Origin of the sequence: Barnesiella sp. An22, assembly GCF_963931395.1 — a bacterium.
GTDB classification, from domain to species: domain Bacteria; phylum Bacteroidota; class Bacteroidia; order Bacteroidales; family Barnesiellaceae; genus Barnesiella; species Barnesiella merdigallinarum.
In genome coordinates this window covers 1959979-1982643 of record NZ_OZ007014.1, presented here as the reverse complement: position 1 = coordinate 1982643, position 22665 = coordinate 1959979, and the positions used below count along the sequence as shown (strand labels likewise).

General features: G+C 50.3%; 15 protein-coding genes and 1 tRNA gene. 3 read left to right on the top strand and 13 right to left on the bottom strand.

What is annotated here, in order from left to right; all coding sequences use genetic code 11:
* Window positions 1–860: 860 nt before the first annotated feature.
* The 4 genes from ABGT88_RS08135 to ABGT88_RS08120 all read right to left on the bottom strand — a co-directional run bounded on the left by ABGT88_RS08135 (window position 861) and on the right by ABGT88_RS08120 (window position 7318).
* Entirely contained in the window at window positions 861–1442 is a 582-nt protein-coding gene (locus ABGT88_RS08135) for a helix-turn-helix domain-containing protein (protein WP_258327565.1), read from the bottom strand.
* A 758-nt stretch (window positions 1443–2200) separates the two neighbouring features.
* A complete protein-coding gene (gene uvrA, locus ABGT88_RS08130; RefSeq protein ID WP_346701468.1) occupies window positions 2201–5020 on the bottom strand; it encodes an excinuclease ABC subunit UvrA in 2820 nt (939 codons plus the stop codon).
* Window positions 5017–5970 carry a lytic transglycosylase domain-containing protein gene (locus ABGT88_RS08125; RefSeq protein ID WP_346701466.1) on the bottom strand — a complete coding sequence of 318 codons (954 nt, stop codon included), beginning with the start codon at window positions 5968–5970 and terminating at the stop codon, window positions 5017–5019. Before ABGT88_RS08125 ends, uvrA begins: the two co-directional genes overlap by 4 nt.
* 16 nt (window positions 5971–5986) lie before the next feature.
* A complete protein-coding gene (locus ABGT88_RS08120) occupies window positions 5987–7318 on the bottom strand; it encodes a gliding motility-associated C-terminal domain-containing protein (RefSeq protein ID WP_346701464.1) in 1332 nt (443 codons plus the stop codon).
* Window positions 7319–7573: 255 nt separating this feature from the next.
* Here ABGT88_RS08120 and ABGT88_RS08115 point away from each other — a divergent pair, with 255 nt between their 5' ends.
* The gene (locus ABGT88_RS08115) at window positions 7574–9589 is read left to right on the top strand and encodes a LysM peptidoglycan-binding domain-containing protein (RefSeq protein ID WP_258327569.1); all 2016 of its coding nucleotides are present in this window, start codon (window positions 7574–7576) and stop codon (window positions 9587–9589) included.
* Window positions 9590–9592: 3 nt separating this feature from the next.
* Window positions 9593–10270 carry a porin family protein gene (locus ABGT88_RS08110; RefSeq protein WP_087407459.1) on the top strand — a complete coding sequence of 226 codons (678 nt, stop codon included), beginning with the start codon at window positions 9593–9595 and terminating at the stop codon, window positions 10268–10270.
* Here ABGT88_RS08110 and holA read toward each other — a convergent pair.
* Together holA and ABGT88_RS08100 are read right to left on the bottom strand one after the other, a co-directional pair.
* Complete coding sequence (holA, locus tag ABGT88_RS08105) at window positions 10261–11301, bottom strand: DNA polymerase III subunit delta (RefSeq protein ID WP_346701461.1); 1041 nt, start codon at window positions 11299–11301, stop codon at window positions 10261–10263. The two genes, ABGT88_RS08110 and holA, sit on opposite strands and share 10 nt — an antisense overlap.
* Before the next feature lie 5 nt (window positions 11302–11306).
* Window positions 11307–12086, bottom strand: a complete 780-nt coding sequence (locus ABGT88_RS08100; RefSeq protein WP_087407461.1) for an AMP nucleosidase — start codon at window positions 12084–12086, stop codon at window positions 11307–11309.
* Between the two features lie 63 nt (window positions 12087–12149).
* On the opposite strand from ABGT88_RS08100, the gene ABGT88_RS08095 reads away from it, so the two are divergent.
* Window positions 12150–12599, top strand: coding sequence for a type I restriction enzyme HsdR N-terminal domain-containing protein (locus ABGT88_RS08095; RefSeq protein ID WP_346701459.1), 450 nt, complete (start codon window positions 12150–12152; stop codon window positions 12597–12599).
* A gap of 82 nt (window positions 12600–12681) precedes the next feature.
* Here ABGT88_RS08095 and ABGT88_RS08090 read toward each other — a convergent pair.
* The 7 genes from ABGT88_RS08090 to dapF all read right to left on the bottom strand — a co-directional run bounded on the left by ABGT88_RS08090 (window position 12682) and on the right by dapF (window position 22565).
* Window positions 12682–12752 (bottom strand) — tRNA-Cys (locus ABGT88_RS08090).
* A 243-nt stretch (window positions 12753–12995) separates the two neighbouring features.
* On the bottom strand, window positions 12996–13628 hold the full coding sequence (locus ABGT88_RS08085) for a DUF3267 domain-containing protein (RefSeq protein ID WP_346701457.1): 633 nt from the start codon (window positions 13626–13628) through the stop codon (window positions 12996–12998).
* A 6-nt stretch (window positions 13629–13634) separates the two neighbouring features.
* Window positions 13635–16040, bottom strand: a complete 2406-nt coding sequence (gene feoB, locus ABGT88_RS08080; protein WP_346701455.1) for a ferrous iron transport protein B — start codon at window positions 16038–16040, stop codon at window positions 13635–13637.
* Between the two features lie 185 nt (window positions 16041–16225).
* Window positions 16226–18118 carry an amidophosphoribosyltransferase gene (locus ABGT88_RS08075; RefSeq protein ID WP_346701453.1) on the bottom strand — a complete coding sequence of 631 codons (1893 nt, stop codon included), beginning with the start codon at window positions 18116–18118 and terminating at the stop codon, window positions 16226–16228.
* A 135-nt stretch (window positions 18119–18253) separates the two neighbouring features.
* A complete protein-coding gene (locus ABGT88_RS08070) occupies window positions 18254–20443 on the bottom strand; it encodes a glutamine synthetase III (protein ID WP_346701451.1) in 2190 nt (729 codons plus the stop codon).
* 38 nt (window positions 20444–20481) lie between these two features.
* Window positions 20482–21717, bottom strand: coding sequence for an LL-diaminopimelate aminotransferase (locus tag ABGT88_RS08065; RefSeq protein WP_346701449.1), 1236 nt, complete (start codon window positions 21715–21717; stop codon window positions 20482–20484).
* Window positions 21708–22565, bottom strand: coding sequence for a diaminopimelate epimerase (gene dapF, locus ABGT88_RS08060; protein ID WP_087407469.1), 858 nt, complete (start codon window positions 22563–22565; stop codon window positions 21708–21710). The genes ABGT88_RS08065 and dapF overlap by 10 nt, the downstream gene beginning before the upstream one ends.
* Window positions 22566–22665: the final 100 nt, after the last annotated feature.

Sequence of the window (22665 nt, the reverse complement as noted above, 5' to 3'; positions counted from 1 at the left end):
GCAGCACTTGAAACCCACAAAACATAAAACATTTCGTTTTTACAATTCTGCACTTCACGTATAAAGATTATATGCAACCATTGAAAATACGCGTATAACCGCTCGTTATTCCATGCTTGGGAAAGGTATCACCGGCAATAAATAACTACGATAAAAACGGCTTAAAGGAGGCTCAAATGCCACAAATGTAGATTAGGTTTGAAGACCTGCAATCACCATTAAGCCGTTTCTGCTATAACAGAGATATCCATTGTTGGTCAGGTATCATCTATTCATCTCTCGGTTTCCAACAAATATTCATCTTCGTATATTTCTCTCGATTGTCTATTTATCATAATATAAATTATAGAACATTTTATTTTTTACAATTCTACTCTCGTTTATAAGAGATATGCACCCACTGAAAATTATCCCAGCTCGTGCCGAGGACTCATTCTTTAAGCCTCACACTGCGACCGTCCTATTCATAAAATAGTCCCCACTGGTCGGCATCTTCCGAATCGACAGGATAGATTGACCGGAAAGGTTGACCGATGGAGGCCGACGTATGTAGTCGATGGTCTTGTAGCTGAGGTTACCAGCAGGATAATGGCGAGCGCCGCAATAAAGAGAGCGGTACCCCAGGAACCTTATCCAGGCATTGAGCCATTGGGTGGCGTAGTAGTCGTAGTATCCGCTCAGGTAGAGGAAGGTGCCTTGGTCACACTCTACATCAGCATATCATGTGTATAGGCATACTACACTCGAACTCGAGGGTTCGGTTTAGCTTAAAATTTGTCCAGACCGGATTTACGGGGTCCAACAGATGTTAGGGAGAACCTGAAAGCAAAAAAAATCGAGCGTAATTGAAACTCTTGAATCTAAGACTCGGGAGAGAAGCTCTCGAAAGTGTTGTCGGAGTAGAAAATCATGATTTTGACGATTCGTCTATTTTTAGCATCGGCTTCACGAGGTGGAATATACGGGATATTTTTCGATCTTTCACTCTCATTTTCAGCAGAATTTGCAAAATTTATAGCCCTATTTGAGCTATTTTCCTTCGCATATTCGGGTTTGCTCGTATCCTCGGCCGTATTTTTACCACTCTCGTCATCGAATAGCGACATGAACGGAGAGCCACCAGCAGGTAAACCCGAATCATCTTCGGTCGGGATGATAGTCGACGATTCGATTGCTGCGGAAAAGGCGCCATTCGACTCTGACAGGAGCATCGGGCCATTACCATACAGCAGCCAATAAATAGAGAGGTCGGGGTACCTCTCATGTATCTTACCGATAGTCGTGATACTGATTTTCTGGTTGCGACCACTTAGCATCTGCGACATCGACGGACGTTGTATCCCGGTGTTGTCGGCAAATTGTGTAATGGTAATTCCCAGGTAGTCGATAAATTGTTTGATACGATCGGCCACGGCAAGTGCCACAGTTTTATCATTTCCCATAAAGCAGATTTTTAAGCCAGAAAATACGTTACAAATGTAATCAATGAAATTTAAAAATCAAAATTTCATAAGTAACTTTTTGTAAATAACAGATGTAAACAGTAGAACCCGCAAATTTGCAAATTGAATATGCGAGATAGATGTCACATTTGTAATTCGGGTATCACATATATTAAATTTATACTTTATAAAATATATCTTAAGTTATTGATAATAAGTATATAAAAATATCATATACGACGATTTGATAAGGATTTTGACCGATGATGATATTTTATTATAAATAAAAACTACACATATAGACATACAATATATTGATATATAAGTATATATAGCATAAAATATTACAGATAACTAATGTTTATCGACTTGTTTATGCTGTATTTACAAAATTATCTCCTACCCCCTACTCTATTTACATTTGAATTAAAAGAATAAGTACAACAGTAAATTTTCACTGAGTTGTATTTGTAAATTATTGATTTGCAAATGTAATTTTAATAATAATTGCATCGCTCCTACTTTTTTGGAGGCTTATCTCGCCTACGATTTATTTTTGATGTACCGATGTAAATCGTTTCGTAAATAGCTCAAGGATTTTGCATCAAAACGGCACAATTTCGAATCTACTGTTTTTATATACAATCAATTATACAAATACAAACAGCTATACAAACCAATACGAAATAGAAAAAAAGAGGCCCAAAGCCTAAGCCTTGAGCCTCTATAATCGTTTTATCGGCGTTTATCGATGTTACTTAATCTTTCAACTCTTCACGCAGGTAACGAGCCGTAAATGTATCGCATTGACTAACCTTCTCGGGGGTTCCCGTAGCTAACACGTAACCGCCGTTGCGTCCACCCTCTGGCCCCATGTCGATAATGTGGTCGGCACACTTGATGATGTCGAGGTTATGCTCAATAACAATCACGGTATTTCCTTTCTCGACCAGTCGGTTCAGCACCGACAGCAATACACGTATATCCTCGAAGTGCAAACCGGTGGTAGGTTCATCGAGTATGTAGAGCGTTTTGCCGGTATCGCGTTTGGAAAGTTCGGCAGCCAGCTTCACCCGCTGGCTCTCTCCACCCGACAGCGTGGTTGAGGGTTGCCCCAGTTTGATGTAGCCCAGCCCCACCTCTTGCAGCACTTTGATTTTGGAGATGATGGCCGGAATATTTCCGAAAAACTCGACAGCCTGGTTGATGGTCATGTCCAGCACATCGGCAATCGATTTTCCTTTGAAGCGTACCTCGAGGGTCTCGCGGTTGTAGCGTTTGCCATGGCATGCTTCGCACGGCACCAGTACATCGGGAAGGAAATTCATCTCGATAGTCTTGTAGCCGTTGCCACCACACACCTCGCAGCGCCCGCCAGCTATGTTGAAAGAGAAGCGTCCCGGCTTGTAGCCGCGGATCTTTGCCTCGGGCAACTCGACAAACACATTTCGGATGTCGGCAAACACCCCGGTATAGGTAGCCGGATTGGAGCGCGGCGTGCGCCCCAGCGGCGACTGGTCTACGGTCACCACCTTATCGATATTCTCCAGCCCCTCGATTTTTTCGTAGGGCAACGGAGCTTGCAACGAGCGATAGAACTTCTGGCTGAGAATCGGCTGCAGTGTTCCGTTAATCAGGCTCGACTTGCCGCTGCCCGATACGCCGGTCACACAGATAAATTTACCCAGAGGAAACTCGACCGTTACGTTTTTGAGGTTATTGCCCGTAGCCCCCGACAGCACAATCTTCTTACCATTGCCTGGCCGACGCTGGTGCGAATACTCGATTTTCTTCTCGCCGTTCAGATATTGCGCTGTGAGCGTGTTGGTCTTGAGCATCTCTTCGGGGGTACCGGCAAAGACGATGTTGCCACCGAGGCGCCCGGCCCGAGGGCCCAGATCTACCACATAGTCGGCGGCCAGCATCATCTCTTTGTCGTGCTCCACGACGATAACCGAGTTGCCCATATCGCGCAGCTCCTTCAGCGAATTGATGAGCCGGGTATTGTCGCGCTGGTGCAACCCGATGCTGGGCTCGTCGAGAATATAGAGCACATTGACCAGTTGTGAGCCTATCTGCGTAGCCAGCCGTATGCGTTGGCTCTCGCCGCCCGACAAGGTGGCCGAGGCCCGGTTGAGACACAGATAGTCCAGCCCCACATCGACCAGGAAGTGCAACCGGCTGCGTATCTCTTTCAATATCTCCACGGCAATTTTGCGTTGCTGCGGTGAGAGTTCGTATTCGACCTGATTGACCCACTCGTACAGTTCCGAAATATCCATCTCAGCCAATTCGGCAATGTTCTTCCCGGCTATCCGGTAATGCAGGGCCTCGCGGTTCAGCCGTCGGCCTTCGCAACTGGGGCATACGGTCGTCGTGACAAACTGCCCCGCCCACTTCTGGGCCTGCGACGAGGCATCGCTCTGCTGTTGTACCTCGATATATTTGATCAAGCCATCGAACGAGAGAAAGTAGTTCGATGTACCCAACGACTCGTTTTTGATTTGCAACCGTTCGTCCGTCCCGTTCAGAATATCGTCGAGCGCCTCCTCGGCCAGGTCTTTAATCGGGGTCTTCAACGTGTTGCCATATTTCTCGCAGATGGCAGCAATCTGCCAAAATATCAAGGTATTTTTATATTTACCCAATGGGACGATGCCTCCTTCGTAAATCGACTTCTCGTCGTTGGGGATAATCTTTTCACGGTCTATGATATTGACATAGCCCAACCCCTTGCATCGGGGGCAGGCACCTTGCGGCGAGTTGAACGAGAAGTTGTGCGGGGCCGGTTCGCTATACGACAAACCCGTTTGGGGGTCCATAAGCGTGCGGCTGTAATGGCGCAATTCCTGCGTGTCGGCATCGAGAATCATCAACTGGCCGTCGCCCTGTTTCATGGCTGTCTTTACACTCTCTTGCAGCCGGCGTTCGTCGTCCTTGTCGACCACCAGTTTGTCGACCACCAGCTCGATGCTGTGATTCTTGTATCGGTCGAGCTTCATGCCGTGTGTAATCTCGCGCAATTCACCGTCGATACGTACGGTCAGGTATCCCTTGCGGCGCACCTGTTCGAACAGCTCCTTGTAGTGCCCCTTCCGGTTACGCACCAGCGGTGCCAGTATGTAGGTGCGGCGGCCCTGGTACTTCTCCAGAATAAGTTCGATAATCTTCTCCTCGGTATATCGCACCATTTTCTCGCCCGACAAGTAAGAGTAAGCCTCGCCGGCCCGGGCAAAGAGCAACCGCAGAAAATCGAAAATCTCGGTCGTCGTTCCTACCGTCGAACGCGGATTCTTGTTGGTTGTCTTCTGCTCGATAGAGATCACGGGGCTCAACCCGGTAATCTTGTCCACATCGGGACGCTCCATATTGCCGAGCATGTTGCGGGCGTAGGCCGAAAATGTCTCGATATAGCGTCGCTGCCCCTCGGCAAAGATGGTATCGAACGCCAACGACGATTTGCCGCTGCCGCTCAATCCGGTAATTACCGTCAGGCTGTTGCGCGGGATGGTGACATCTATGTTTTTGAGGTTATGCACACGAGCGCCATATACCTCGATTTGATCTTCTGCTTTCATTTCTTATCGATTACCCACTCTTTTCTGTAAGTTGTAAACTTACGTTTCGTGTAATACAAATCCTCTTTTTGTGGTATCTTGATGTAATAGACTTTTCTCGACTTGTCGGGCATGGTACGGGCACGCAACCAGGGGTTGGCCTCTTTGAGCTGGGCGTAGGATACACCATGCTCCTGAGCAAAAAACGCCAGGTTTTCGATGGTCGTGTCGACCCGTATCTCGGTATAGCGAATAGGCTGGTACAGCTGACGGGTCTTCAACTTGTACCCGTATTTGGCCGGTGAAGAGAAAATCTCTTTCATGGCCAAGATGCGGAACACATAGCGCGAGGTCTCTTCGTTCAGCCACAAGTCGAACGAATGGTCGGCCAACTGCTTTTTGAGCTCCGAAGAGATGCGCCCCATGCCGGCATTGTACGATGCCGCTACGGTGGTCCAACTTCCATACTTGGCATAAGCCTCTTTCAGGTAACGGCATGCGGCCCGGGTCGACTTCTCTACATGGCACCGCTCGTCGATGTCGTCGTTGACCTCCAATCCGTATTCACGCCCCGTGCGTGGCATAATCTGCCAGATGCCCATGGCCTTGGCCGGAGATACGGCCCGCGGGTTGAGCGTGCTCTCGATTACGGCCAGATAGAGGAAATCGCTCGGGATGCCCTCCTCTTTCAGGATAGGTGCCATGATGGGGAAATAGCGGTTGGCCCGCTTGATGACCAGCGAGGTCGAGGAGTGCATGTAGCACAGCGTGGTCAACTCGCGGTCGAATCGTTCGTACATGTCGAGCCGGTCCAGGTCTACCACCTCGCCGGCAAATTTTACTTGCAACGGAAATTCGGGAATCACTACATCCGAAAAATCCTTCTGCGCCATCTCCTCGCCCTGTACCTGTTGTACAAAAAGGGGTGAAACGACCGACAGCGCAACCATAAAATATTTGTTCAATCTCATCTGTCGCAGTGTTTTTTCAATCTTTGGAACGCATGATGTTGATGTGTCCCTTCAGTTTTATCTTTTGGTTGTTGGAGCCTTTTGCCTCGATCACATAATAATAGACTCCGGGGTCGACATACTTGCCATGATACTTCCCGTCCCAACCATTTTCGGGGTTGTCGAGATAGCACATCTGTACCCCCCATTTGTTGAATATCCAGCATTTGAAGCTCACAATCGACTTGTAGGCCACCTTCCACTCGTCGTTCACGCCCGGACTTGTACCCGGCGAGAAGGCATTGGGAGCCTCGAGGCGGGGCTCGCCGATGTTGACGGTAAAGGTCTCGCTGTAAGCCTGGCACTCGGCCGTACTGTTGCTACCGACAAGACGTACATACGTGACCCCTTCGTCGCGGAAAGTGTAGCGCAGGGTCTGGTCGTTGTAACGGGCAATCGTGGTCGAGAAATCCTCCTTGTCCGAAAACTCCCATTCGATGTGAGTCACGGCATCGGTCGTATAGGCCTGAAACTCGATTTCGGCCGGAGCCGAACCGCCCAGGTATTCGGTCGGATGCCGGTCGTCTTCGTTGAGCGCATCCTCCCGATAGCTCTGCTCGGCAACAGCCGTCACCCCTATCGCCGTAGTTACATACTCTCCTGTCGATACAGTCTGCTCCATACCCCAATAGTTGAGCAATTGGTCGCCCGAGATGACAAAGTCGGTATTGCATAGCGGTGCCGTCACTTGGACGGTCGACGTGAAATTGTCAATCGTCTCCGACTGAGCGGTCTGCACATAGGTGAGCGCTTCGGCATTCCACACCAGACTCATGTAACTGACAGAAAGTTCACGATTCAGCACCTTGGGTGCACCGTTTATCGAGTAGTAGTTGAGCCGCGAGCCGCTCCCGTCGAGCAGCAGCGTGGTGAGTTCGCACTGCCCCGAGTCGTTCGAGACCGACGCCCCGTTCAGCACGAGAGGAGCCTGCGAATAGTCGATTATCCACAGGTAGTAGCTGCGTCCGTTCTGTTCGATTATGTATCCGCAATCGGCTTCGGTCAGGGTGAGTGTCGAGAGGTACCCGTTCTGCACCGCACCGGTGACCGGTGTGGATGTAGCTGCCCCCGACGGGCCAAACTTGCTCCACGAGATGAGCGAATCGTCGGCACCCGAAAATTCGACGGTCGCCTGGTCGAGCGAGTAGACGACAAAGACTCCCCCATTCAGACCGGTACTGGCCTCGGGAGTATAGCTGTATGCCGGTTTCCCCCCACCCGTCACGGTTATCTGTTGGGCACACAAGCCGCCAAATGTAAAGAGAGCTGTCAAAAACAAGAGGAATCTGTACATATCAATCCGAATCATAAATGTGAATGACAAAGTTACAACTTTTCGACCAATCGCATTTCTATCCGCAATTTAAAATTTCCCAATAAAGCCGCTTCGATAAGAATAATTGAGACAAAGGCCCTACCCATACGTTTTTGACTTGCATCTGACAATATTTTTATATACTTTTGTTTCTTGTATATTACCATCAGACACAAAACGCAAACCATTAACAATATGAGATATACACGAATAACGATAGTTTTGCTATTCTGTTTTACTGCACTCTTTATGCTTTCGGCTCAAACCGAAAATTTACAAACCAAGGTTATCGACGGAAAAGAATTTTATATCTACAAGGTAAAACCCTCGGAAGGGTTCTATGTGCTCAGCCAGAAATTCGGCATTTCTCAAGAGGAGATTATCCGCTACAATCCAGCTGCCAAAAACGGACTGAAACGGGGACAACTACTGATGATCCCGACTCACAGGACAGCTCAGGGCGAGCCCGAAGGTTCTGAAATAGAAAGCACCTTCGAGCATACCATCGTGCGAGGCGAATCGCTCTACTCCATCTCGAAGATGTACAAAGTGACTATTCAGAGCATCATCGACCTGAACCCCGGTTCCGAGCGGGGTATCAAGGCGGGAGCCACACTGAAAATTCCACAACGCTATAAAAAAACGACCTCGAAAGCCCAAAACAAGGCTGTCACTACGGCAACAGCCAAATCGCAAGGTACAGCCGTAACGGCAACATCCACCCCTACTCCCGAAAATACAACCGCTACGACCGACAACGGAAACGGAGAGTATGTATATCATACTATCGGCGAAGGCGAAACGCTCTTCTCCATATCGAAAAAGTACGATATCGACATAGAAACCATTCTCAAACTTAACCCCGGCATCTCTCCCAACCACCTCAAGAAGGGGTCGGTCATTCGACTTACCCCCGATACCAAAGAGATAAACGTGACTATCGAGCAAAAACAACTCTACACACAGTACAAGGTGCGCAAGAAAGAGACCTTGTACAGCATCTCCAAAAAATTCGGGACCACAGTCGAGGAGATTAAAAAGTGCAATCCCGACCTCAAGCAAATTCGTCAGGACGACATCATCAATATCCCGGCCGGTATCGAATACAATACCGTGACGGCCGAAAACCCCATCACCAGCGCCGAAATCAACAACATATACAACAAGCTGTACAAGAGCGACAAACGGGGAGTAATCAACGTAGCCGTGATACTGCCGTTCATGTTGCAACAAACACACCCCGACACCAAAGCCAGCCTGTATACCGAATACTACCAAGGTTTCCTGATGGCCGTAGACAGCCTGAAACGCCAAGGAGCCTCGATCAACGTGTACGCCTACGATTCCGAAGAGTCGGACGCTACGGTACGCCGCATCCTGACCAATCCCGAGATGAAGGAGATGGACTTGATTATCGCTCCCGAAAGCGACAATCACATCAAACTGATTGCAGACTTCGGCCTAGCCAACGACATCAATGTGGTCAACACCTTCTCTCTCAAGAACGAAGAGGTTTCGCACAATGCCAAAATCTTCCAGACCAATATTCCTCACTCGTACCTCTACGCCGAAGCCGCCGACCGGTTCATCCGTTATCTGGGCAACCGCAAGGTGATATTCCTCACCCACACGGGCGAAGAGAACGACAAGCGCGACTTTATTGCCGGACTGAAAGAGGAGCTTTCGCGTGCCCATATCGCATACAGCGAGATTCGATTCGACAACGAACTGAACCTGTTGAATCAGGATTCCATTCTAACCGGAGCAAGCGGAATCGTATTCGTTCCTACATCGGCTAAGAAAAAAGAGCTGTCGTTGATTGTTGCCCCTATCGAGACCCTCAAAGAGAACCGGACCGACCTCGACATCGCCCTCTTCGGTTATCCCGAGTGGCTCACGCAGGTACCCGAATATCTGAACGAGTTCTATAAGTTGAACACCTATCTCTACTCCCGCTTCTATGCCAACCCCTTCGACGAAAATACCAAGGCGTTCCACAAGCGGTTCCTCTATTGGTACAACAAAGACATGATCAATGCCAGCCCGCAATATGCACTGCTCGGTTTCGATACCGGCATCTACTTCCTCACGGCCATACGGGCCAACGGCAAGAATTTCGCCACCCAGCAGTTGACCTCTTCGAGCGACCGTATCCAGACCGATTTCTCGTTCCAGCGCATCAACAACTGGAGCGGATTCATCAACAAGTCGTTCTATTTTGTCAACTTTGCTCCCGATTTCACGATCAAAAAAATTAGAGAATAATTCATGAGACTGTTGCGATATATCTGTTTGCTTGCCGCCCTCGTCACCCTGCAGACGGGTTGGGCACAGCGTAGCGATTACGAGCCCGAATTTACCGTGGGCATAAAGGGGGGGACCACCTTGTCGAGTGTATCGTTCACCCCTACCGTCACCCAGTCGCTGCTGTTGGGATACACGGGTGGAGTCTCGGTGCGCTATATCGAAGAGAAATTTTTCGGACTCATTGCCGAGGTCAACTTCACCCAATGCGGTTGGAACGAGACCTTCGATACCGACCCCTATACCTACTCGCATACCCTCAATTATGTGACGGTACCCTTCCTCACCCACTTCTTTTTCGGGAACCGGGTGGTGCGCGGTTTTATCAATGCCGGGCCACAGATTGGATTTCTTCTGGGCGACAGCTACAAGAGCAATTTCGACATCCACAATCTGCCCGAATTCAGCCAGAAAAGCAAGGTGAAAGAGATATATACCATGGACATCGCCCACAAGATAGACTACGGTATCATGGCCGGTGCCGGTATCGAGTTCCGCATAGCCCGCTCGCACGGTATCGTACTCGAGGGTCGCTACTACTACGGATTGGGCGACATCTTCAGAAACCGAAAGAAAGATGTTTTCTCGGCTTCACATAACCAGATTATCACTATCTCGCTGGGGTATCTCTATCACTTCTGATACGGGCTGTACAGAATTTTGAAAACCAGTTCGCGCAACAGGTCTCCATCGTTGCTCGAAGCTCCCGACCCGATACCTTTCGACCGGGCATCGTACTGCCGGATAAGGGCAATGATGTCGATACACTTGAACGCGTTGTAGATCCGCATGGCCGTCAGATAGTCGCGTGCCTGAGAGGGGTAACGTAAGTTGAGTTCCTTGGCTATGCCATTGTCCGACCGATCGGCCGAAAAGAAACAAAGTAACAGATTGGCAAAAAAGTTGAACAGCACACTTATGGTCACCACCAGCGGGTTGTTCTTGGGATTCTGCTCGAAATGGTTCACAATTCGGGCCGCCTTCGGCACATTGTGCGTGACGATGGCATTGAGCAGTTCGTAGTTGTTGTAATCTTTACTGATACCCACATTCTGCTCTACCGCCTCGGGAGTGATGCGCATGCTCCCCTCGGGCAGCGAAATGGCCAGTTTGTCGAGCTCGCCGCTCAACCGGCTCAGGTCATTCCCCACGAAATCGGCCAGCATCGACACCGCTTTGGGGTCGATCGACAGTTTTTTCGCAGTCACATAGGTATTGATAAACGCCGGCAGCTGGCTGTCGTACAATTTTTTCGACTCGTATACCAGTCCTATTTTCTCGATACCGGCTATAATCTTTTTATTCTTGAGCGAGCCGTTTTTGTAGCAGATAACCAGAATCGTGCGCATCTGAGGCTTCTGCAGATAGTACGATAGATTGTCTATCCCCTTGATATTCTGAGCCTCCTTGACAACAATCAGCTGATGTTCGGCCATCATCGGGAATCGTTTGGCCGCATTCACCACCAGAGCAAAGTCGTCGACATCGGCTCCATACAGAATGGTCTGGTTGAAATCCCGCTCCTCCTCCCTCAAGGCATTGGCAATGATGGCATCACAAATCAGGTCGATGTAATACGACTCATCGCCCATGAGCAGGTAGACAGGCTTGAACAACTTCTTGCGAATATCCTGCAAGATGGCAATATGCTGGTTGGAATCTTTCTTGGCCATAGCGGTTAATCCTCGTCAAATCGCAGATGCTTCACGGTTGTCCGTTTGTCGATAATCAATTTCAGCGCCTCGACCCCGATCAAGACATGCTCCTCTACGAAGTCTTGAGTGATTTTCTTGTCGCTCTCGGCTGTCTTCACACCGCTTGAAATCATGGGTTGGTCCGAAATAAGCAACAGAGCCCCCACCGGAATGCGATTGGCAAAACCCACCGAAAAGAGGGTGGCCGTCTCCATATCGACTGCCATACAGCGAATGCGGCGCAAATACTCCTTGAAGTTGTCGTCAAACTCCCATACCCGTCGGTTGGTCGTATACACGGTCCCCGTCCAGTAATCGCGGTGATGGTTCCGCACGGCTGTCGATACGGCCCGCTGCAACATGAAGGCCGGCAGAGCTGGCACCTCGGGCGGGAAATAGTCGTTCGAGGTACCCTCGCCCCGTATGGCGGCAATCGGCAAGATGTAGTCGCCCAACTTGTTCACCTTCTTGATACCGCCGCATTTCCCCAAAAACAGAACCGCCTCGGGAGCCACGGCACTCAACAGGTCCATGATGGTAGCGGCGTTTGCGCTACCCATGCCAAAGTTGATAATCGTTATCCCCTCGGCCGATGCACTGGGCATATTGCTGTCTTCGCCCAAGATTGGCACGTTGAAATGGGAGGCAAATATCTCGACATACTTCGAGAAGTTGGTCAGCAGGATATGCTTCGTAAACTCCTCGACCGGACGTTGCGTATATCGGGGTAACCAATTTTCGACAATCTCTTGCTTTGTTTTCATAAATCGATATTTTTGGAGTAAATTTACAGAAATAATTAGAAAGCACAAATTTTCTACTGCGAGATGATTGAACTGAACCTGCCCCCCTATCCCTGCAAGCTGAAACAGGAAAAGGATAAAATCCTTATCTTCGACGAGTTGCGCCGGCGATATGTAACGCTTACTCCCGAGGAGTGGGTGCGGCAACATTTCGTGGCCTTCCTGGCCAACGAAAAAGGATTTCCTCGCGGACTGATGGGTAACGAAATTTCGCTCACGCTCAACAAATGCAGCCGACGGTGCGATACGGTGGTCTACGACCGCAATGGTCGCCCCCTCTGCATCGTCGAATACAAGGCCCCGCACATCGAGATTACCCAAAAGACCTTCGACCAGATTGTACGCTACAACCAAGTGCTTCAGGTAAACTACCTGCTGGTCTCCAACGGGCTCACGCACTACTGCTGCCGCATCGACTATGCCACCGGCAGCTACGCCTTCCTGCCCGACATCCCGACCTATACCAACTTGTAGCAGCTCCGCCTCGCCCGGCTCGACAAGCTATATATAACCCTATACAAAAAAAGACCCGCTACGTAAGCGAGTCTTTTTTGTGAGGTTCCTAGCAGAATCGAACTGCTGTAAACGGTTTTGCAGACCGGCGCCTAACCACTCGGCCAAGGAACCATATGTCTTTCGAGCGATTGCGAGTGCAAAGATAGAGTATATTTTCCGATTATGCAACACTCTTGCCCTATTTTTTTACTCTCTTCGATTTTATTTCTCGCAACTTGCAATCCACATCACAGTCGCAGCAAGACGATGGTGGTTCATTACGATTCTGCACCATCTTGACTATCTTGTAAATAGCGTATGCAAAGGCTATCGCTACGATGCCTGTGACTATCCAGGATTGAATCGAGGCACTCATCACTTTTTCTCCAGAAAATAGGTGTAACGGTTGTCAATATCGTCGACGGTATAGACCTCGCGCCCCTTGTACCGGCTCATATAGGCGAGCATCATCAAGTCGCCCGAGCACGAGAGCAGGTGGAAGAACAACAGTACGGCGATGGCAATCTTGCCCCACAGGGGCAGCGGGAAAAGCAACAACACCACAAGCAATCCCGACAGGATGCGAAGCGGAGCCAAAGCTATTCGTTTGAAAGTTTTGTAATCGGTCAGGAAATTGTGTGCCGCAGCAAAGAAGACAAACGAGCGCCAAATAGCCCCGAAACGCACATCGGCTGCCCCTTCGGAACGATATACGAGCCAGTGTATAAATTCATGCAGAGGTATCATAAGGGCATAGCCCACCACTACCCACACAAGACTCGCCCCTATTTCGAGAAAGAATTGGCTCGCCGATTGGGATTCTTGCCACAAAGCTATCATAAACCCGACACCGAAAAGCACCAGCAGCAGAACTCCAATATAGATGGCGCGGAATGTCGTTTTGGGGAGGTTGCGCATCAAGAAGAGTTTGATGTCGCTATACGTAAACGAGTCGATTACCCGATAGCCAGCCTTTTCATAAAAGGACAAAAAGGTTTCTTTATCCATAGTTTACTATATAAATAATGATCCAATCTGATAAACGATGAATGCAACAATCCACGCCACACAAGTATTATATATAACAGTAAAGGCTCCCCATTTCCAGCTGCCCGACTCTTTGATGACAGCCACGACCGAAGCGATACAAGGGATATAGAGCAGCACGAATACCATGAACGTGAGAGCAACCAGCGGCGTAAAATCGGGGGTACCCGTTGCCGGGTTGGGTTGCGAGATGCGTTGTGACAACGTGAGAGTTTCGTCCGAATCGTTCTCGGAGTACAACACCCCGAGGGTACTTACCACCAACTCTTTGGCTGCTGTTCCCGAAAGTAATGAAGTGGTTACTTTCCAGTTAAAGCCCAACGGCTCGACCAGCGGCGTAAGAGCCTGCCCTATCTTGCCCAGATACGAATTGCTCTGTTGCTCCATCTGCTCGTGCGGCGTCAGTTCCCGCTCATACGATTCGGCAGGACGGGGGAAATAGCTCAGGAACCAGATAATGACCGAGGCTACCAATATCACCCCTCCCATTTTGCGCAAATATTGCTCGGCTTTGCTCCACATGTGGCGGATAGTGGCTTTGGCCGTAGGCATACGATAGGGTGGCAACTCCATCACAAATGGCGTTTCGTCGACCTTAAAGAGAAAGCGGCGCATCAACTTGGCTGTAACGACTGCTACAACGATACCCAACACATAAAGACCGACAAAAACCAAACTGGCATAGCGTGGGAAAAATGTACCCACCAGCAGAATATAAATAGGGATGCGTGCGCTGCATGAGATAAACGGGTCGATAAGTATGGTTATCAGTCTACTGCTCCGGCTCTCGATGGTGCGGGTAGCCATAATGGCCGGTACGTTGCAACCGAAGCCCATGACCAGAGGAATGAACGATTTTCCGTGCAGCCCTATCTTGTGCATGATCTTATCCATGATGAAGGCCGCTCGGGCCATATATCCCGAGTCTTCCATAAACGAAATGAAAAGATAGAGTATCAAGATGTTGGGCAGAAACACAATGACACCTCCTACTCCGCCAAGAACACCGTCGATGAGTAAATCTTTCAGCGGCCCGGCCGGCATATAAGTACCTACCAGCCCCGACAGCCACGCCACAAAACTCTCAATCCACTCCATCGGATAGGCACCCAACGAGAAAGTGGCTTCGAACATGAGCCACATGAGGAGAATAAAGATAGGGAACCCGAATAGTTTGTTGGTGACAAACGAGTCGATAATGCGTGTCGAGCGGGCCTCTTCCTTATCGCCCGGCGTATAGGTCTCGGCCAAAGCTCCTGAAATGAAGCCATATTTTTCATTGGCAATAGCCGACTCTATGTCTTCGTTCAGGGTAGCTTCTATCTCTTTCACCTCCTGGTCACGCAACTTCATCAGTTCGGGATAGGAGTCTGCCCCCTCCAGAATTTTTTTCACCTCGGCATCGCCTTCGAGAGTCTTGATGGCCAGATAACGGGGCGAGAACTCCCGCGTGCAGGTGGGGTCCTGTTTCAACAGGTTTTTCAGCGGAGTGATACCGTTTTCAATCACATTCCCCAGATTGACGTGAACGTGACGCACCGATTCGTTACGCCCCTCATACACGTCGATAACCGTGTCGAACAGCTGGTTTACCCCCTTGCCCGACCGGGATACCGTGGGAACAATGGGCACACCTATCATGTTGCCCAAGTACTTGTAGTCGATTTTGCCACCGCTCTGCTCCAGCTCGTCGAACATATTCAGGGCGATGACCATGCGATAGTCCATATCGATTAACTCGGTAGTGAGGTAGAGATTCCGCTCCAGATTCGAAGCCACCACTACGTTCACCAGCACATCGGGTGTCTCGTCTTTCAGATAGCGGCGCACATACAGCTCTTCGGGCGAATAGGCCGACAGCGAATAGGTACCCGGCAGGTCATAGATATTGAAGTGGTAGCCTTTATACTCGAAGAAACCCTTCTTGGCATCGACTGTCACACCACTGTAATTGCCCACATGCTCGTGAGCACCCGAAGCGATATTGAACAACGAGGTCTTGCCGCAGTTGGGATTTCCCACCAGGGCGATATTGATGGTCTTGGTACTTTTCGAGAGAGCCCGTTTTATACATTCGTCCTCCTCCGAAGGAGTCAACTTCGACTCTCCGCTGGCTTTGTTGGCATCACCAAATACGGCCTCGGCCTCTTCGGGAGTAATCACTTCGACCAGCGAAGCCTCGCTGCGCCGCAGCGAGATTTCATAATCCATGATCTTATATTTGATAGGGTCTTTCAACGGAGCATTCAACTCGACAAGGACTGTTTGTCCTCTGACAAACCCCATTTCGATAATCCGTTTTCGGAATGCCCCGTGACCTAACACTTTAACAACAACGGCTTTATCGCCTGTTTTCAAATCGGACAACCGCATATTCTATCTGTTTAACTTTGTTTCCAAATGCAAAGTTCGCAATTTGTTCCGATTTATTGCTATATATCACCCCTATATTATTTATAATCCGTATAAATAATAACATATTTTCACTATTTTACAAAACAAAAGCGGACCGGCGATTATTCTCACCGGTCCGCTCTGTTCCTATTCGTAGCGTATGCTTACAGTTGTCGTTTGCTGACAGCGCCCTCTACAAAATTTATAAAGGCATTGTTTACCAATCGGTTACCGCCAGGCGTAGGATAATCGCCCGAGAAATACCAGTCGCCCGGATGGCTGGGAATAGCCTCATGCAATCCCTCCAGAGTCTGATAGATAATCTCGACTTGGGCCGAAATATCGTCGGAGGTAAGCATTTGGGCTATCTTCTCCGACACCTCCTCCTGGGTAAAGGGGGCGTAAATCTCCTTTACATAGTTGACAATCTCCTCTTTGGGTCTGTTTTGCTGTGCTTTGGATTTGCGGTATACCTCGTCGATTACCGACTGCATGCCCCGCTCTTTCAGCAGTTCCATGGCAGCCTTGAAGGCAATAAACTCGCCCATGCGCGACATGTCTATACCATAACAGTCGGGAAAACGCACTTGCGGCGACGACGAAACGATGATGATTTTTTTCGGGTGAAGCCGGTCCAGTATCTTGATGATACTTTGCCGCAACGTGGTACCGCGCACAATACTGTCGTCGATAACCACCAGATTATCTACCCCCGGTTCTACCGTGCCGTAGGTGATGTCGTAGACGTGGGCGGCCAGATCGTCGCGGGTATCGCCCTCGGCGATGAAGGTACGCAGTTTAATGTCCTTGATGGCCACCTTCTCCGAGCGGACCTTGAGCGAAAGTATCTGCCTCAGTTCGTCGTCGGTAAGGCTGTCGCCGGCCTGCCGGATGCGGGCCAGCTTCTGTTCGCTCAGATAGCTGTCCAACCCCTCGAGCATACCGTAAAAGGCCACCTCGGCCGTGTTGGGGATAAACGAAAAGACACTGTGCGCCAGGTCGTAGTCGACACTCTTGAGAATCTGGGGGGCCAGGTGGCGCCCCAACTCCTTGCGCTCGCGATAGATGTCGACGTCGCTACCCCGCGAGAAATAGATGCGTTCGAACGAACAGGCACTGTAATTGGCCGGCGGGAGAATCTGCTCGATGTGCATGTCGCCCCGACGGTTCACCACCAGACATTCGCCCGGTTGCAGCTCTTTCACCTGCTCGACCGAGAGGTTCATGGTGGTTTGTATGACCGGACGCTCCGATGCCACGACCACAATTTCGTCGTCGGCATAATAGAAAGCCGGGCGTATGCCCCGCGGGTCGCGGAAGGAGAACATGTCGCCGCTGCCGGTCATGCCGCAGATGACGTAACCACCGTCCCAGATGCGCGAAGGTTTCTTGAGTATCTCGGCCAGATTCAGGTTGTTCTCGATCGACTCGGTAATTTCTATATCGTCGAGCCCCTCCTTCTTGTAGAGGTCGTACAACCGCTGGTTCTCCATATCAAGGGCATGCCCCAGTTGTTCCAGCAAGACAAAGGTATCGGCATAGCTGCGGGGGTGTTGCCCCTTGGCCACAATGCTCTCGAATATCTCGTCGACGTTGGTCATGTTGAAGTTGCCGCACAACAACAGGTTGCGCGAACGCCAGTTGCCCCGGCGCAAAAACGGGTGTACATACGACAGTCCCGAGCGGCCGGTGGTGCTGTAGCGCAGGTGGCCCATATAGACTTCGCCGGCAAAAGGCAGGTGCAGGGCCGCCCACTCGGCATCGGTCGTATCGTGGGGCGTATTCTGAATTTGGGCCTTTACATTGGCAAAAATCTCTTGTATGGCACCGGTCCCCAAAGCGCGTTCCCGGTAGATAAACTCTTCGGCCGGACGTGCGTGCAACTTCACGCAAGCCAACCCGGCCCCCTCCTGCCCCCGATTGTGTTGCTTCTCCATGAGCAGGTAGAGCTTGTTCAACCCATACATGTACGAGCCATACTTTTGCTGATAATAAGCGAGTGGTTTCAACAACCGCACCATGGCGATGCCACACTCGTGTTTGATAACTTCTGTCATAAAATCGAATCCTTATAAAAACGATATGCAAGTGTCATAACGCAAAACGAGCCACAACAAGATTTTTCAGGTCTGTTATAGCTCGTTTCTGTATCATGGGGTCATCTATCCGATAGGTTATTCACTCAATATTCATTAACGGATAAACAACAGTTCTCTGTACTTGGGAAGCGGCCACATCTCGTTGTCGATCATCAGCTCGAGCTTGTCGATGTGGTAGCGAATCTCGTCGAGGTGCGGAGCCACGGTGTCGTGATAGGCAATAGCTTTTTCGCGCTCGTTCTCAATCTTGTTGGCCACCTTGCGGGCCTCGACCATGGTGTGAACCTTCTCCTTGATGGTGAGCAAGTGGTAGGCTATCTTCTCGATTACCTCCATGTCTTGCGTAGCAATCTGCTCGCTCTTCTCGGCCGGGAACAGACTCTTGATTTTGAACACGTTGTCGAGCAGGAGCGACTGATACCGTGTGGCTACCGGCACGATGTGATTGATGGCCAGGTCGCCCAGCACACGGGCCTCAATCTGTATCTTCTTGGTGTAGATTTCCCACTTCACTTCATTGCGGGCCTGCAGCTCTACCCGGGTAAAGACGTTGGTCTGCTCGAACATCTTCACCACATCGTCTTTCAGGTAGTTGTCAAAGATAAGCGGCACACTCGTTTCGCAATCGAGTCCGCGACGCTCGGCCTCGGCCTTCCACTCGTCGCTGTATCCGTTGCCGTCGAAGCAAATGTCTTTGCTCTCGTTGATAAGCTCCTTGAGAACCGTGAGGATGGCCTGTTCTTTCTCCTTGCCTTCGGCAATGAGGGCATCGACCCGTTGTTTGAACTCCTGCAACTGAGAGGCCACGGCAGCATTCAAGGCAATCATGGCGCTGGCACAGTTGGCCGACGAACCTACGGCCCGGAACTCGAATCGGTTGCCGGTAAAGGCGAAAGGCGATGTACGGTTGCGGTCGGTATTGTCCATCAAGATTTCGGGAATCTGGGCAATATCCAGTTTCAAGCCCGACTTGCCGCTCATGTTCAACACATCTTCCGAAGTGCTCTTGGCCAGTTTGGCGAGGATTTCGCTAATCTGTTTGCCCATGAAGATGGAGATGATGGCCGGGGGTGCCTCATTGGCACCCAGACGGTGACCGTTGGTAGCCGACGAGATGCTGGCTTTCAACAGACCATTGTATTTATAGACGGCAGCCATTACATTGACAATAAACGTAATGAACTGCAGATTCTCTTTGTGTGTCTTACCGGGGGCAAAGAGCAACACGCCGGTATCGGTGCCCAGCGACCAGTTGTTGTGCTTGCCCGAACCGTTTACGCCCTTGAAAGGCTTCTCATGCAGCAACACTCTGAAGTTGTGCCGACGGGCCACTTCGCGCATAACCGACATGAGCAGCAGGTTGTGGTCGTTGGCCAGGTTGGTCTCTTCGAAGATAGGAGCGACCTCGAACTGGTTGGGAGCAACCTCGTTGTGACAGGTCTTTACCGGGATACCCAACATGTGGCACTCGATTTCGAGGTCTTGCATGAAGGCTTCGACGCGAGAGGGAATGGCTCCGAAATAGTGATCTTCGAGCTGTTGGTTCTTGGCACTCTCGTGTCCCATAAGGGTGCGACCCGTAAGCACCAGGTCGGGACGAGCGGCATAGAGGCTCTCGTCGACCAGAAAATACTCCTGCTCCCATCCCAGATAGGAGTAAACGTGGTTGACATGCTCGTCGAAATATTTGCAAACGGCAGTCGCCGCTTTGTTTACACTGTTCAATGCTTTCAGCAACGGAGCTTTATAGTCGAGCGATTCGCCGGTATACGATATGAATATCGTGGGAATACACAGCGTTTTGTCAAGTATAAATGCAGGCGAAGAGATATCCCAGGCCGAGTATCCCCTAGCCTCGAAGGTATTGCGGATACCGCCATTGGGGAAACTCGACGCATCGGGCTCCTGCTGGATGAGCAGTTTGCCCGAGAACTCCTCGACTACACCGCCTTTGCCGTCGTGCTCGATAAAGGCATCGTGCTTTTCGGCCGTACCGTCGGTAAGCGGGTGAAACCAGTGGGTATAGTGCGTAGCACCCATTTCGAGGGCCCATTTGCGCATGCCGGCAGCGACGCTATCGGCTACCTCGCGGCTCAGCGGAGTGCTGTTGTCGATCGCCTCGATTACGGCTTCGTAGGTCTTTTTGGGCAGATACTTGAACATCTTCTCCCGGTTGAAGACATATCGTCCGTAATACTCAGACGGCCTCTCCTTCGGAAAATTGACGGGGACTGCTTTCCGACTAAAAGCTTCTTTCGTCACTTTGAATCTTAGCATTGACATAGTTGAATGTATTAGGTTTAGTTTGTGTTATTTCTTGTTTACAGCTTCCAGTTTTGAATACGCGAAATAGCCTCTACCGTATCCTCGTATCGTCCGAAGGCCGTCAAGCGGAAATATCCTTCGCCCGAGGGGCCGAACCCGACTCCGGGAGTACCTACGATATGACACTCGTGCAACAGACGATCGAAAAACTTCCACGAAGATAATCCATCGGGAGTCTTTACCCAAATATATGGAGCATTATCTCCTCCAAATATTTTCAACCCGACATTCTGAAGCGACTCTTTCAAGAGCCGGGCATTGCGCATATAGTACTCGATAGACTCTTTTATCTGCTTGTTACCCAGCGGACTATATGCAGCTTCGGCAGCTCGTTGCACAATATAGGAAGTGCCATTGAATTTGGTTGTCTGCCGGCGGTTCCACAGCGGGTTCACCATCACCTTTTTGCCGGCTGCGTCGTAGAGTTTCAACGCCTTGGGCACTACGGTATAGCCGCAACGCAGACCGGTGAAACCGGCTGTCTTGGAGAAGCTGCGGAACTCGATGGCTACCTCTTTGGCTCCCTCCATTTCGTAGATGCTGTGCGGAATATCTTCTTCGTGGATGAAGGCCTCGTAAGCCGCATCGAAGAGGATGAGCGACTCGTTTTCACGGGCATAGTCGACCCACTTTTGCAGTTCAGTTTTCGACAATGCGGTTCCCGTGGGGTTGTTGGGGTAGCACAGATAGATAATGTCGGGGCGTTCGGTGGGCAGAGCCGGCACGAAGTTGTTCTCGGCCGTACAGGGAATATACACGATTTGGCTCCAGTGCTCCCCATCGCCGGCCAACTCGCCGGCTCGACCGGCCATCACGTTGGTATCGACATAGACGGGATAAACCGGGTCGGTCACGGCCACCCGATTCTTCACACTCAGAATATCGCCGATGTTACCCAGGTCGCTCTTGGCACCGTCGCCGACAAAAATTTCGTCGGGATCGAGTTCAACGCCTCGCGTTCTGAAGTCGTGTTCGATAATGCGCTCCTGCAGGAAACGGTATCCCTGCTCGGGACCATACCCCCTGAAGGTCTCGGCACAACCCATCTCGTCGACTGCCTTGTGCAGCGCCTCGATGATGGCCGGGACGATGGGCCGCGTCACATCGCCTATGCCCAGGCTGATGATGCGGGCCTCGGGGTTCTGCTCCTTATAGGCGTTTACTTTCTTCTTTATATCTGAAAACAGATAGCTCTCTGCGAGCTTCAAATAATTTTCATTAATCAATACCATATACTTCTATTATTATCGTCGGGCCATTCACCCTCAAATACGGTGACGGCACCGCCAGTCATGTAAATTCGATTGTTTTGTTCGTTCCACTCGATCGACAAATCTCCACCCAGCAGATGCAACTTGGCCCGGCGGTCAGACTTGCCATTCAGTACGGCAGCCACCAGCGTAGCACAAGCGCCGGTTCCGCACGCCAGAGTCTCGCCGGCCCCGCGTTCCCACACGCGCATTCTCAGGTGTTGTGGCGACTGCACCTCGACAAACTCGACATTGGTGCGCCGTGGGAAGAGTTCGTGATGCTCGATCAGCGACCCGATGTGATGCAGGTCGTAGCGGTCCATGTCGTCGAGAAAGATAACCGCATGCGGGTTACCCATCGACACGCAGGTGATGGCAAAACGATTCCCCTCAATCTCGAGAGGTTGCGATACGACGGGACTCTCCGAAAGATTTACCGGTATATCGGGAGCCGACAATATGGGCTCACCCATATCGACCGTAACCTGTTCGACCTTATTGTCTTGAATATGCAGTGTGAGGTGTTTGACGCCGGCAAGCGTCTCGAGAGTCAACTCCTTTTTGGTGGTCATCCCCTTGTCATATACATATTTGCCTACGCAGCGCGAAGCATTTCCGCACATCTCGGCTTCACTGCCGTCCGAGTTGAACATCCGCATTCTGAAGTCACAACTCTCCGAGGGCATGATAATCACCAATCCGTCGGAGCCCACCCCAAAATGCCGGTCGCTCATCTGTCGGGCCAACTCGCCCAAGTCGGCAGGCAACGGTTCAAATCCATTCAGGTAAATATAGTCATTGCCTGCACCTTGCATTTTCGTGAATCTCATAAGAACACTCTTTTTGATACAACATTTCGGTTTTCGAAAACTAAATGCAATTATTTTGTTGCAAAATTACCCTTTTTGACAAACATACTTACAGATTGAA